Source organism: Rhodanobacter sp. B2A1Ga4 (assembly GCF_018101315.1).
In the GTDB taxonomy this organism is placed as follows: Bacteria; Pseudomonadota; Gammaproteobacteria; order Xanthomonadales; family Rhodanobacteraceae; genus Rhodanobacter; species Rhodanobacter thiooxydans_A.
In genome coordinates this window covers 1,383,253-1,396,286 of record NZ_JADBJR010000001.1, presented here as the reverse complement: position 1 = coordinate 1,396,286, position 13,034 = coordinate 1,383,253, and the positions used below count along the sequence as shown (strand labels likewise).

Annotated in this window: 11 protein-coding genes and 5 tRNA genes; 14 read left to right on the top strand and 2 right to left on the bottom strand. The window is 67.0% G+C overall.

Annotated features, from left to right (window positions below):
• Positions 1-71 precede the first annotated feature (71 nt).
• Positions 72-1,151 (bottom strand): peptide chain release factor 1, encoded by a 1,080-nt coding sequence (gene prfA / locus IMW82_RS06590; protein WP_211004056.1) that lies wholly within the window; start codon positions 1,149-1,151, stop codon positions 72-74.
• Between the two features lie 93 nt (positions 1,152-1,244).
• A complete protein-coding gene (gene hemA / locus IMW82_RS06585) occupies positions 1,245-2,522 on the bottom strand; it encodes a glutamyl-tRNA reductase (protein WP_211004055.1) in 1,278 nt (425 codons plus the stop codon).
• Positions 2,523-2,606: 84 nt separating this feature from the next.
• Between hemA and IMW82_RS06580 the strand changes: the two genes are divergently transcribed.
• From IMW82_RS06580 to IMW82_RS06515, 14 genes are all read left to right on the top strand, one after another.
• On the top strand, positions 2,607-4,364 hold the full coding sequence (locus IMW82_RS06580) for a tetratricopeptide repeat protein (protein WP_244754242.1): 1,758 nt from the start codon (positions 2,607-2,609) through the stop codon (positions 4,362-4,364).
• Positions 4,361-4,969, top strand: coding sequence for a lipoprotein insertase outer membrane protein LolB (gene lolB, locus IMW82_RS06575; protein ID WP_211004054.1), 609 nt, complete (start codon positions 4,361-4,363; stop codon positions 4,967-4,969). Before IMW82_RS06580 ends, lolB begins: the two co-directional genes overlap by 4 nt.
• A gap of 71 nt (positions 4,970-5,040) precedes the next feature.
• A complete protein-coding gene (gene ispE, locus IMW82_RS06570) occupies positions 5,041-6,423 on the top strand; it encodes a 4-(cytidine 5'-diphospho)-2-C-methyl-D-erythritol kinase (protein WP_211004053.1) in 1,383 nt (460 codons plus the stop codon).
• 48 nt (positions 6,424-6,471) lie between these two features.
• A tRNA-Gln gene (locus IMW82_RS06565) sits at positions 6,472-6,548 on the top strand.
• Between the two features lie 51 nt (positions 6,549-6,599).
• Positions 6,600-7,541, top strand: coding sequence for a ribose-phosphate diphosphokinase (locus IMW82_RS06560; RefSeq protein ID WP_199909806.1), 942 nt, complete (start codon positions 6,600-6,602; stop codon positions 7,539-7,541).
• Between the two features lie 147 nt (positions 7,542-7,688).
• On the top strand, positions 7,689-8,360 hold the full coding sequence (locus IMW82_RS06555) for a 50S ribosomal protein L25/general stress protein Ctc (RefSeq protein ID WP_211004052.1): 672 nt from the start codon (positions 7,689-7,691) through the stop codon (positions 8,358-8,360).
• A 54-nt stretch (positions 8,361-8,414) separates the two neighbouring features.
• Complete coding sequence (gene pth / locus IMW82_RS06550; protein ID WP_108470679.1) at positions 8,415-8,999, top strand: aminoacyl-tRNA hydrolase; 585 nt, start codon at positions 8,415-8,417, stop codon at positions 8,997-8,999.
• Between the two features lie 114 nt (positions 9,000-9,113).
• A complete protein-coding gene (gene ychF, locus IMW82_RS06545) occupies positions 9,114-10,202 on the top strand; it encodes a redox-regulated ATPase YchF (RefSeq protein ID WP_108470678.1) in 1,089 nt (362 codons plus the stop codon).
• A 139-nt stretch (positions 10,203-10,341) separates the two neighbouring features.
• Positions 10,342-10,830, top strand: coding sequence for an acyl-CoA thioesterase (locus IMW82_RS06540; RefSeq protein ID WP_108470677.1), 489 nt, complete (start codon positions 10,342-10,344; stop codon positions 10,828-10,830).
• A 290-nt stretch (positions 10,831-11,120) separates the two neighbouring features.
• Positions 11,121-11,206 (top strand) — tRNA-Tyr (locus IMW82_RS06535).
• A 62-nt stretch (positions 11,207-11,268) separates the two neighbouring features.
• Positions 11,269-11,342 (top strand) — tRNA-Gly (locus tag IMW82_RS06530).
• Positions 11,343-11,464: 122 nt separating this feature from the next.
• Positions 11,465-11,540, top strand: a tRNA-Thr gene (locus IMW82_RS06525).
• A 74-nt stretch (positions 11,541-11,614) separates the two neighbouring features.
• Entirely contained in the window at positions 11,615-12,805 is a 1,191-nt protein-coding gene (tuf, locus tag IMW82_RS06520) for an elongation factor Tu (protein ID WP_108473169.1), read from the top strand.
• Positions 12,806-12,908: 103 nt separating this feature from the next.
• A tRNA-Trp gene (locus IMW82_RS06515) sits at positions 12,909-12,984 on the top strand.
• Positions 12,985-13,034 lie beyond the last annotated feature (50 nt).

Below are 13,034 nucleotides of genomic sequence, written 5' to 3'. Positions count from 1 at the left end.
GGCCTTCGCCGGAATGACGACGGGGGCAAGGGGTGACTGCAGGGTAATCCAGCACGCCGTGACGGCAAGGTTCAGGTGCCGCCGAGTGCCTGCAACTGGTCGGCCTGGTGCTCGCGGGTCAGCGTGTCGATCAGTTCGCCCAGCTCGCCCTGCATGATCTCGGGCAGGCGGTACAGGGTGAGGTTGATGCGGTGGTCGGTGATCCGGCCCTGCGGATAGTTGTAGGTGCGGATGCGCTGGCTGCGGTCGCCGGAGCCGACCTGCAGGCGGCGTTCCTGCGCCTGCGCCGCGCTCTGCTTGCCCTGTGCCTCGTCGAGCAGGCGCGCCTTGAGCAGGCTCATCGCGCGGGCGCGGTTCTTGTGCTGGCTGCGTTCGTCCTGGCACTCCACCACGGTGCCGGTGGGCAGGTGGGTGATGCGGATCGCCGAGTCGGTCTTGTTGACGTGCTGGCCGCCCGCTCCCGACGCACGAAACGTGTCGACCTTGAGGTCGGCCGGGTTGATCTCGATCTCGTCGATCTCGTCCAGTTCCGGCAGGATCGCCACGGTCGCGGCCGAGGTGTGGATGCGCCCCTGCGACTCGGTTTCCGGCACGCGCTGCACGCGGTGCGTGCCGGATTCGAACTTCAGCCGCGAGTACGCGCCCTTGCCCTCGACGCGCGCCACGACCTCCTTGTAACCGCCGTGCTCGCCGGCGTGCTCGCTGAGGATCTCGACGTGCCAGCGGCGGCTTTCGGCGTAGCGCAGGTACATGCGCAGCAGGTCGCCGGCGAAGATCGCCGCCTCGTCGCCGCCGGTGCCGGCGCGCACCTCGAGATACAGGTTGGCCTCGTCGCGCGGGTCCTTCGGCAGCAGCAGGAGCTGCAGCTCGCCGTCGAGGTCGAGCAGGCGCTGTTCCAGCCGGCGCACGTCGTCGCCGGCCATTTCGCGCAGCTCGGGGTCGTCCAGCATCGCGCGGGTTTCGGCCAGTTCGCGCTCGGCCCGGTCGTGCTCGCGCAGCGAGGCGGCGACCGGTTCGAGCTGGGCGTACTCCTGCGACAGCTCGCGGAAGCGCGTGTTGTCGGCGAGCACCTCGGGCTGCGACAGCAGCAGGCCGATTTCCTCATGGCGCTCGGCCAGTGCTTCGAGCTTGCGGCGGATCGATGGGGTCATGGGCTGCAGGGTGATGGAAGAGGGACGGGCGATGAAGCGGGCGCGGCTTCATCGTTGCGGACATGCGCGGCAGGCGGCAGCAAGCCGCCCTCGCTATTCGTCCCGCGTCCCGGCCTGTTCGTCGTCCAGCCCGTACAGTCGGCCCGCTGCATGCAGCAGGTCGAGGTCGCCGGAGAGTGCAGCCTCGCGCAGGCGCGCGCTGGGGTGGTGCAGCAGCTTGTTGGTCAGCGTGTTGGCGAGGAAGGCCAGCGCCTCGTCCGGCGACTTGCCGTGGGCCAGCATGGCGCGGGCCTTGCCCAGCACTTCGTCGCGGTAGACCTCGGCATGCTGGCGCATGTCCAGCGCAGGGTTCTTCAGGGTCAGCGCGCGGCGCCAGCCCATGTAACGTTCCACCTGCAGGTCGATGATCGCCTCGGCCTCCTGCGCGGCGGCGGCGCGCGAGCGCAGGTTGTCGTCGATCACCTGGCGCAGGTCGTCGATGCCGTAGAGGTAGACGTCGGGCAACTCGCCCACGCCGGCCTCGATGTCGCGCGGCACCGCGATGTCGACCATGAACATCGGCTTGCGTTTGCGCGCGGCCATCGCCTGCTCGACCATCGCGCGGGTCACGATCGGCTGCCGCGCGGCGGTGGAGGAGATCACGATGTCGGCTTCGGCCAGGTGCTGCGGCAGGTCGGCCAGCGCGATCGCGTAGCCGCCGTGGCGGCCGGCCAGTTCCTGCGCGGTCTCCGGCGTGCGGTTGGCGACGATCAGGCGGCGCACCTGCTTCTCGGCCAGGTGCCGCGCGGCAAGTTCGATGGTGTCGCCAGCGCCGATCAGCAGCACGCAGGCGTGCTTCAGGTCGGTGAACACCTGCTCGGCCAGGCGCACCGCGGTGAATGCGACCGACACCGTGTGCGCGCCGATGCGGGTGTCGGTGCGCACACGCTTGGCGACGGCGAAGGTGTGCTGCAGCAGGCGGTCCATCGGCGCCTTCAGCGACTGCGCGTCGCGCGCGAGCTGGTAGGCGTCCTTCACCTGGCCGAGGATCTGCGGCTCGCCCAGCACCATTGAATCCAGCCCGGTGGCGACGCGGAACATGTGGCGCACCGCGTCGTCCTCGTCGTGCCGGTACAGGAACTCATCCAGCTTGCCGGGGGTCAGATGGTGATGACGATTCAGCCATGCCTGCGGGATGTCCTCCGCGCCTGCCGCGACGCCAACATACAGTTCGGTGCGATTGCAGGTGGACAGGATCATCGCCTCCTCCACGCCGGGCTCGCGCGCCAGTTCGTGCAGGGCCTCGCCGGCGGCGTCCGCATCGAACGCCACCTGCTCGCGCAGGCTGACCGGCGCGGTGAGGTGATTGAGCCCGAGGGCGATCAGCGGCATGGTGGTCGGAACATCTCGGCGGCAGGGGGCTGGCGACGTAGGCTAAGCTTGGCGCGACGTCGCCAGGCGGTGACCAGAGCAGGCATGTGGATGGACGGTAGTGTGCGGAGCGGGGCAGGCAAGTTCAAGCAACTGCGGCATTTTACGGCAGTAACGACGCTGGTGCTGGGCCTGGCCGGCTGCGCCGCCGCGCCACTGCGTTCCGCCCCGAAAACGGTCTCCACGCCGCAGCCGCTGGCGCACCTGACGGTGGTCACCCCGGACGCCGACCACGACGTGCTGGCGCAGTTGCTGGCCGGCGAGATGGCGCTGACCCGCACCGACCTGAAGGCCGCCTCCGGCCATTACGACAAGGCGATGGCCTTGAGCAACGACCCGCAGGTGGCCGAGCGCGCCGCCGGGCTGGCAATTGCCGTGCATGACGACGCTGCCGCCCGGCGCGCACTGGATCGCTGGCAGGCGCTGGGCGCCAGGCCCGCCGCGATGGCCCAGGCGCGGGCCCAGCTGGCGCTGGACCGCGGCGATACGACCGAGGCGCGGCGCCAGCTGGAACTCCTGATCGGCAGCGGCGACAAGGACGCCTGGCGCCAGTTCGGCCGCGTGCTGGTGGGTGCCCGCGACCAGGCCCAGGCGGCTCGCCTGCTGGAGGCGCTGGCCACGCCGCAGCGTTTGCCGGGTGACGCGCAGGCGTGGCTGGCGATGAGCGAGCTGGGCGACCGGCTCGGCCGGCATACCTATGCCGTGCAGATTGCCGACGCCGCGATGCAACGGTTCAAGAGCGCCGAGACCTACGCGTGGGCGGCGCAGATGAAGTTCAAGGACGGCGACCACGACGGCGCCCGTGCACTGCTGCAGAAAGCGCTGGCGAAGGAGCCGCAGAACATCCAGCTGCGCCTGGCTTACGCCGGCATGCTCGGCCAGGCCGGCGACTACGCCGGCGCCAGCCGGCTGCTGGCGCATGGTCCGCAGAACGCCGACGTCTTCGCCATGCGCGCCGGACTGGCCGCGCACGAACAGGACGGCAAGGCGCTGGCGGCGCTGTACCAGGAATTGCAGAAGGCACCGCCCGAGGTCCGCGAAAGCAGCGCCTACCTGCTTGGCCAGCTGGCCGAGATGCAGCATCGCGAAGCCGAGGCGCTGGCCTGGTACGACCAGGTCAGCGACACCGACGAGCACGCGTTCGACGCCGACCTGCGCAGCGCGATGATCCTGCACACGCAGGGCAAGCGTGCCGAGGCGCACGAATTGCTGGGGCAGCTGCAACTGGCCTATCTCGACCAGCCTGCGCAGTTGCGCCAGGCCTGGCAGGCCGACGCCGAGCTGTATCTGCGCGAACAGAACTATGCGAAGGCCGAGGCTGCGTTCAGCCACGCGCTGCAAGTCGTGCCGGACGATCCCGGGTTGCTGTACGGCCGCGGCCTGGCCTATGCGGAAGCCGGCCAGATCGACCAGGCAGTGCAGGACTTCCAGCACCTGCTGAAGCTCAAGCCGGGTGACGTCGATGCCAGCAACGCGCTGGGCTTCACCCTCGCCGATGCGAACCGCGACCTGCCCGAGGCCGAGCGACTGATCCGCGCCGCCCGCGCCGCGAAGCCGGACGACCCGGCGATTGCCGATTCCTGGGGCTGGCTGCAGTACCGCCTGGGCCACCTGGACCAGGCCGCGCAGACCCTGCGCGGCGCCTGGCTGGCGCGCAAGGACGCCGACGTCGGCGTGCACCTTGGCGAGGTGCTGTGGAAGCAGGGTCGCCAGCAGGATGCGCGGCGGGTCTTCGACGAAGTGCGCAAGCTCGACCCGCACAACACCTCCTTGCAGGAAACCCTGAAGCGGTTGCATCCATGAGGCGGTGGCTGTGTTTCGCCGCCGTGGTCCTGCCGCTGCTGCTTGCCGCCTGCGTGCCGCAGGCGGTGCGTGTGAAGGGCGACGCCGGCCTGCTTGGTGCGCAGCTCGCGCGCGAACGGGCGCTGACGCAGGCCGATCATTGGGTGCTGCAGGGCCGGCTCGGCGTTTCCAACGGCAAGGACGGCGGCAGCGGCAGCTTCAGCTGGACCCAGGACGGCGAGCAGTACGAGTTCGTGCTGCGCGGGCCGGCGATCAGCGGCATGAACTTCCGCCTCAGCGGCGGTCCGGACGGCGCCCTGCTGGAAGGCATGGCGCACGGCCCGTTGCGTGGCCCCGATGCCGAGGCGCTGATGCGCAAGGCACTGGGCTGGGAAGTGCCGCTGCGCGACCTGCGTGCCTGGGTGCTCGGCCTGCGCGCGGACAGCGGTCCGGCCGAACTGAGCTTCGGCGAGAACCGCTTGCCCTCGCTGCTGCAGCAGGATGGCTGGGTGGTCGACTATCGCGAATGGGACGACGCGCGCCAGCCGCCGCTGCCGACGAAGGTGTTCGCCGCGAAAGCGCCGTACAAGGTGAAGCTGTCGATCGAGTCCTGGCAGTTTCAGTAAGCCCGCCCGATTGGGTTAGGCTTTGCGCCCTCTGCTGGCCGCGCGGCCGCTTGGCGAATTCCGGAACTCGCATGTCCTTCCCGATCGAACGTGCCGACCCCAGCCAGGTCGAGGCCTTGTGCGCGATCGAGCGCAAGGCCGTGCAGCTGTTCCGTGGCCACCCGGCGTGGCCCAGTTATGCGGCCGTGTCGATCCCGCCGGAACTGCTGCGCCAGGCGATCGGCCGCGGCCTGGTGTGGGTGGCGCGGGACGGAACGGGCGCGCCGGTCGGCTTCGTCTGGCTGGATACGGAGCTGGCCGATGGCGCGATCGGCATTGCCGAGATCGACGTAGTGCCGGAATACGGCCGGCGCGGCATCGGCGCCGCCCTGGTGGAGTACGCCTGTGCCTGGGCGCGCGAGGCCGGCTACCGGCGGATGGACCTGGGCACGCTGGCCGAGGTGCCATGGAATGCGCCGTTCTATGCGAAGCACGGTTTTGCCACGGTCGACAAGAACGATCCGACGTTTGCGTTCGCACGTGAGCGCGATCGCGAGAACGGCTTTCCCGACGACCTGCGCGTGTTCATGAGTCGATCGTTGTCGCCGCCTGCGCCGGACGAGTGGACGGTGTGGCCGGCGCCGGCCAAGTTGAACCTGTTCCTGCGCATCACCGGCCGGCGGCCGGACGGCTACCACGAGCTGCAGACGGTGTTCCGCCTGCTCGACTGGGGCGACGAGGTGCGCCTGCGCGTGCGCGACGACGGCCTGGTCCGGCGCACGCGCGAGGTGCCGGGCGTGCCCGAGTCCACCGACCTGGTGGTGCGGGCGGCGCGGCTGTTGCAGGAACGCACCGGCACGCCGCTGGGCGCCGACATCGAAGTGGACAAGCGCATCCCGCTGGGTGGCGGCCTGGGCGGTGGCAGTTCCGACGCGGCCACCGTGCTGGTGGCGCTGAACCAGCAGTGGCGGCTGGGCCTGGACGAGGATGCGCTGGCGGAACTGGGGCGCCAGCTCGGTGCCGACGTGCCGGTGTTCGTGCGCGGCCGTTCGGCGTGGGCCGAAGGCGTCGGCGAGCAGCTCACTCCGCTGGCGCTGCCGCCGCGTCATTACGTGGTGCTTGACCCGCACGAACCGGTGCCGACCGCCGCGTTGTTTCAAGCGCCTGAATTGACACGAAATGCGCCGCGGGCGACAATTTCGTCCTTTGCTTCCGGTGAAACGACGGAAAACGCCTTCGCGCCGGTGGTGCGCGCGCGGCACCCGCGGGTGGCCGCGGCGCAGGACTGGCTGGGCGGTTTCGGTCAGGCGCGGCTTTCCGGCAGCGGCGGTTGCGTGTTCCTGGAGTTGCGTTCGCTGGAGCGGGCGCAGGCGGTGGCCCGGCAATGTCCGGCGGCATTCACGGCGCATGTGGCCAGCGGTGTCGACATGTCGCCCCTGCACGAGGCAGTGGCGCGCCATCGGGGCGCGGCTTAACGGTTGGCGGCAGGGTCGGATCAGGTACGGCAGATACACAAATATCACTGGGGCGTCGCCAAGCTGGTTAAGGCACGGGATTTTGATTCCCGCATTCGCAGGTTCGAATCCTGCCGCCCCAGCCATTTCATGATGGCCAAGTTTTCGAGGTAACCACTGTGGACACGTCCACCCCGATGATGCTGTTTACCGGGAACGCGCATCGCGCCCTGGCCGAGGACGTCGCCCATCGCCTGGGCGTGCCGCTGGGCAAGGCGCTGGTCGGCACGTTCAGCGACGGCGAAGTGCAGATCGAGATCGAGGAAAACGTCCGCAAGCAGGAAGTGTTCGTGATCCAGCCGACCGGCGCGCCGAGCGCGGTCAACCTGTTCGAGCTGCTGGCGCTGACCGATGCGCTGAAGCGCGCCTCGGCGGCCAGCGTCACCGCGGTGATCCCGTACTTCGGCTATGCCCGGCAGGATCGCCGGCCGCGCTCGGCGCGGGTGCCGATCACCGCCAAACTGGCCGCCAGGATGATCGGCGCCGCCGGCGTCGACCGGGTGCTGACGGTCGACCTGCACGCCGACCAGATCCAGGGCTTCTTCGACATCCCGGTCGACAACGTCTACGCCTCGCCGGTGCTGCTGGCCGATATCTGGCGCAACCACAGCATGGACGACCTGATCGTGGTCAGCCCGGACGTGGGTGGCGTGGTGCGCGCACGCGCGATCGCCAAGCGGCTGGACGATGCCGACCTGGCGATCATCGACAAGCGTCGGCCGCGCGCGAACGTCTCCACCGTGATGAACATCATCGGTGACGTGGACGGCAAGACCTGCGTGATGGTCGACGACATCGTCGATACCGCCGGCACCCTGTGCGCGGCTGCCGCTGCGTTGAAGGATCGCGGCGCGCGCAAGGTGGTCGCCTACTGCGTGCACCCGGTGCTGTCCGGCCCGGCGATCAGCAACCTCGAGAATTCGCATCTCGACCAGCTGGTGGTCACCAATACTTTGCCGCTGCGCCCGGAAGTGCGGGCCTGTGCCAAGATCCGCCAGCTCTCGGTCGCCGAGCTGCTGGCCGAAACCATTCGCCGCATCGCCTTCGGCGAGTCGGTGAGTTCGCTGTACGTGGATTGAGAATTTGAAAGTCCGCCCAGGATGGGCGGTCTTGATACTCAGCTTTTCGCGGCATGGATGCCGCGTGGAAGTAACCGGCTTTTCTGGTCGCGGAAAAGTCACGAAATCGCCGCGAGGCGGTTCTTCAAAAACCAAGGTAGTAACGAAATGTCCAAGACTCATGAAATCAAGGCGCAAAGCCGCAAGGACGAGGGGAAAGGTGCGAGCCGCCGCCTGCGTCATGCGAGCTTCGTGCCGGCCGTCGTCTACGGTGCCGGCCAGGCGCCGGAAAGCATCCAGATCGAGCACAACACCATCCTGCTCGCCGCCAAGAACGAGTGGTTCTTCTCCTCGGTGCTCGACCTGAACGTCGACGGCAAGGTACAGAAGGTGCTGGTGCGCGACTGGCAGAAGCATCCGTTCAAGCAGCTGATGATGCACATGGACTTCCTGCGCGTGAACGAGAAGGAAGCGATCCGCGTCAGCGTGCCGCTGCACTTCCTGAACAAGGAGAAGTCCGCGGCCGCGAAGACCTCCGGCGTGGTGATCTCGCATAACCTGACGGAAGTGGAAATCACCTGCCTGCCGAAGGATCTGCCCGAGTCCATCGAACTGGACCTGGCCGACCTGAAGCCCGGCGACATCATCCACCTGTCGCAGCTGAAGCTGCCGAAGAACGTCGAGCTGGTCGCGCTGCATGGCGGCGAAGGCCACGACACCGCGGTGGTCACGGCCAACACGGTGCAGGAAGAGGTCGAGGAAGCGCCGGCTGCCGAGGCTGCCGCGCCGGCAGCGGCTCCGGCCGCCGCCGCGCCGGCCAAGAAGGACGACAAGAAGTAAGCCGCGTCGACCCGCGCTCCGCTGGAGCGCGGGTCGTCACTGCTGCTTGTCCGCATGGCTGGTTTGCGACTCATCGTCGGGCTGGGCAACCCCGGTGCCGAATACCTCCGAACCCGGCACAACGCCGGGTTCTGGCTAGTTGATGCCCTCGCCAGCGGGCAGGGCGAACGTTTCGCCTTCGACGGCAAGCTGCACGGCGAAGCCTGCCGCGTGCGCCTCGGCGGCGAACCGGTGTGGCTGCTGAAGCCGGCCACCTTCATGAACAAGAGCGGCATCGCCGTGGTCTCGGCGCTGCGCTACTACAAGATCGAGCCGGAGCAGTGCCTGGTTGCGCATGACGACCTGGACCTGCCGCCCGGCACCGTGCGCCTGAAGTTCGACGGCGGCCACGGCGGCCAGAACGGCCTGCGCGACATCATGGCCCACCTCGGCCACGGCAGGTTCCATCGCCTGCGCGTGGGTATCGGCCATCCCGGCCACCGCGACCAGGTCACGCCGTGGGTGCTGGGCCGGCCTTCGGCTGCGGACGAGGATGCGATCCTCGATGGCATCGCCCGCGCGCTGGACGTGCTGCCGCTGGCGGTGGACGGCCAGTTCGACAAGGCGATGCAACAACTACATACAGCGTCTGGAACGTAGCGGCCGTCATTCCCGCGCAAGCGGGAACCCATTTTGCTCGGGGCATGCAGCAGCTCAATGATTCCCGCTTTTGTGGGAATGACGCCCGGAACAGCACATACCTCGGAGTTATCCATGGGCATCAAATGCGGCATCGTCGGACTGCCCAACGTCGGCAAGTCCACCCTGTTCAACGCGCTGACCAAGGCGGGCATCGCCGCGGCGAATTTCCCGTTCTGCACGATCGAGCCGAACGTCGGCGTGGTGCCGGTGCCGGATCCGCGACTCAACGCGCTGGCGGCCATCGTCAATCCGCAAAAAGTGGTGCCGACTGCGGTGGAGTTCGTCGACATTGCCGGCCTGGTCGCCGGCGCCTCGAAGGGCGAAGGCCTGGGCAACAAGTTTCTGGCGCACATCCGCGAGGTGGACGCGATCGCCCACGTGGTGCGCTGCTTCGAGGGCGACGTGATCCACGTGGCCGGCAAGGTCGACCCGATCTCCGACATCGAGACGATCGACACCGAGCTGGCGCTGGCCGACCTGGAGTCGGTGGACAAGGCGCTGAACCGTGCCGAGCGCGCGGCCAAGGCGAACGACAAGGAAGCGCTGGCACGCAAGCCGGTGCTGCAGAAATTGTCCGCCGGCCTCAACGAGGGCAGGTCGGCGCGCAGCCTGGGTCTGGACGAGGAAGAGAAGGCGCTGGTGCGCGATCTGTTCCTGCTCACCCTGAAGCCGCTGATGTACATCGCCAACGTCGCCGACGACGGCTTCGAGAACAATCCGCTGCTCGACGTCGTGCGCGCACGCGCCGTTGCCGAGGGGGCCGAGGTGGTGCCGGTGTGTGCGGCGATCGAGGAGGAACTGGCGCAGCTCGACGAGGCCGACCGCGACGAGTTCCTGAAGGACATGGGCCTGGACGAGCCGGGCCTGAACCGGGTGATCCGCGCCGGCTACAAGCTGCTCGACCTGCAGACCTATTTCACCGCCGGCGTGAAGGAAGTGCGTGCGTGGCAGCTGCGCCGCGGCTCCAGCGCGCCGCAGGCGGCGGGTGTGATCCACAGCGATTTCGAGAAGGGTTTCATCCGCGCCGAGACGATCGGCTACGACGACTTCATCCAGTACAAGGGCGAAGCCGGCGCCGCCGCGGCCGGCCGGCTGCGCAAGGAAGGCAAGGAATACATCGTCAAGGACGGCGATGTGCTGCATTTCCTGTTCAACGTCTGAGCGACCTCGCCGCGACTGGTGCCGGCGGTTTCGGAGCAGGGCGCTGGCGGCATCGGGCGGGGCCTGACGCGCCGGCGTGGATCGCCTTCCGGGTCAGGGCATAATGCGAACCCGACATCTCGTCGACAGGTGCCAGCCGATGCCCGGAAAACAGCACGAAGTGACGTTCCGCTTCCTCGCCCAGCCCACCGATGTCAACTTCGGCGGCAAGGTGCATGGCGGCATGGCGATGAAGTGGATCGACCAGGCCGGTTATGCCTGCGCGGTGGGCTGGAGCGGGGCGTATTGCGTCACCGCCTCGGTCAGCGGCATCCAGTTCGTGGCGCCGATCCTGATCGGCGACCTGGTCACGGTGCGGGCGCGCCTGATCCATACCGGCACCAGCAGCATGCACCTGGCGGTCGACGTGCTGGCGCGCGACCTGCGCAAGGACGAGCAGCGCCTGGCGACCAGTTGCGTGATGGTCTTCGTGGCGCTGGACAGCCCGGACGGCAAACCCACCCCGGTGCCGCGCTGGGAGCCGCGCGACGACAACGAGCGACGGCTGCAGGCGCAGGCGAAACAGCTGCTGGAATTGTCCAAGGGCATTGAGCAACTGGTCGACTTGCGTGCAGCTTCGCTGGACTGACGATATCTGCGGAAACATCGCTCGCTGGGGTGGAATCGCTGCCGCAAGGTGTTGACAGTTCGGGGTCCGATCCACACAATACGCGTTCTTTGTTGGACAGATATCCAAGCGGCCAACGTGGCAGGCTGTAAATCTGCCGGCTTGTGCCTCTGGTGGTTCGACAAATTCGTCTGGAACGAATTTGAACAGCCCGCAGGGCTGGCCCCGAAGAGACGAAGGGCAGGATGCCCGGAGTCATCCACCTCCCGGACGCAGGCATCACGCGACAAGTAAAGTTCGAAAAAGATTCTGGAGGGATACCCAAGCGGCCAACGGGGGCAGACTGTAAATCTGCTGGCTTACGCCTTCGGTGGTTCGAATCCACCTCCCTCCACCAGCATTTCAAGTGACACCCGCGACGCGAAAGTGGCGCGACCAGGAGCAGGAGTTCCGCGCAGGGCGGGAGTAGTTCAATGGTAGAACATCAGTTTTCCAAACTGATTACGCGGGTTCGATTCCCGCCTTCCGCTCCATTGCGCTACAAGTGTCCAGTGCCATCGATCGAAGCAGTCGTTGCATAGATCGACGCTTTTTTGAATTGTCCAGCATGGATGCTGGTTTGTTCTTTGCCATCATGGAGGATGGCTAAAACTTTGCTCATGTAGCTCAGTCGGTAGAGCACTTCCTTGGTAAGGAAGAGGTCACAGGTTCGATTCCTGTCATGAGCACCACTCATTCGGCCGTCATGGCCGGCCCTGAAACGGGCGTTTTCTCAATTCATTGACTCCATCGGGGTTTAGCGCGCATGGCAAAGGGTAAATTCGAACGCACCAAGCCGCATGTCAACGTCGGCACGATTGGTCACGTGGATCACGGCAAGACGACGCTGACGGCAGCGCTGACGAAGGTCGGCGCGGAGCGCTTCGGTGGCGAGTTCAAGGATTACAGCGCGATCGACGCGGCGCCGGAAGAGAAGGCGCGCGGCATCACGATCTCGACGGCGCACGTGGAATACGAGTCGCCGATCCGCCACTACGCGCACGTGGACTGCCCGGGCCATGCCGACTACGTGAAGAACATGATCACCGGTGCGGCGCAGATGGACGGCGCGATCCTGGTGTGCTCGGCCGCCGATGGCCCGATGCCGCAGACGCGCGAGCACATCCTGCTGAGCCGTCAGGTCGGCGTGCCGTACATCGTGGTGTTCCTGAACAAGGCGGACATGGTCGACGACGCCGAGCTGCTCGAGCTGGTCGAGATGGAAGTGCGCGAGTTGCTCAGCAAGTACGACTTCCCGGGCGACGACACGCCGATCATCCACGGTTCGGCGCTGAAGGCGCTGGAAGGTGATCAGAGCGAGATCGGCGTGCCGGCGATCATCAAGCTGGTGGACGCGCTGGACAGCTACATCCCGGAGCCGGTACGTGCGATCGACAAGCCGTTCCTGATGCCGGTGGAAGACGTGTTCTCGATCTCGGGCCGCGGTACCGTGGTGACCGGTCGTATCGAGCGCGGAATCATCAAGGTCGGTGACGAAATCGAAGTGGTCGGCATCCGCGACACGCAGAAGACGACCGTGACCGGCGTGGAAATGTTCCGCAAGCTGCTGGACCAGGGTCAGGCGGGCGACAATGCCGGTCTGCTGCTGCGCGGCCTGAAGCGTGACGACGTGGAGCGTGGCCAGGTGCTGGCCAAGCCGGGCACGATCACCCCGCACACCGATTTCGAAGCCGAAGTCTACGTGCTGTCGAAGGACGAGGGTGGCCGTCATACGCCGTTCTTCAAGGGTTACCGTCCGCAGTTCTATTTCCGCACGACCGACGTGACCGGCGCCTGCCAGCTGCCGGAAGGCGTGGAAATGGTGATGCCGGGCGACAACGTGAAGATGGTGGTGAGCCTGATCCACCCGATCGCGATGGACGAAGGCCTGCGTTTCGCCATCCGCGAAGGCGGCCGCACCGTCGGCGCCGGCGTGGTGGCCAAGGTCATCAAGTAATACACCGGGAATAGAGAGTCGGGAATCGGGAATCGCTGGAGCGAAGCACGACACGCTCCAGATCGGTTACCATTCCCGATTCTCTATTCCCAATTTCCGTTTTACGCCAGTAGCTCAATTGGCAGAGCAGCGGTCTCCAAAACCGCAGGTTGGGGGTTCAAGTCCCTCCTGGCGTGCCACTTCCCCGAGGACCGAGACGGGTGACGATGGCAGGGCCGGCCGCAAGGCA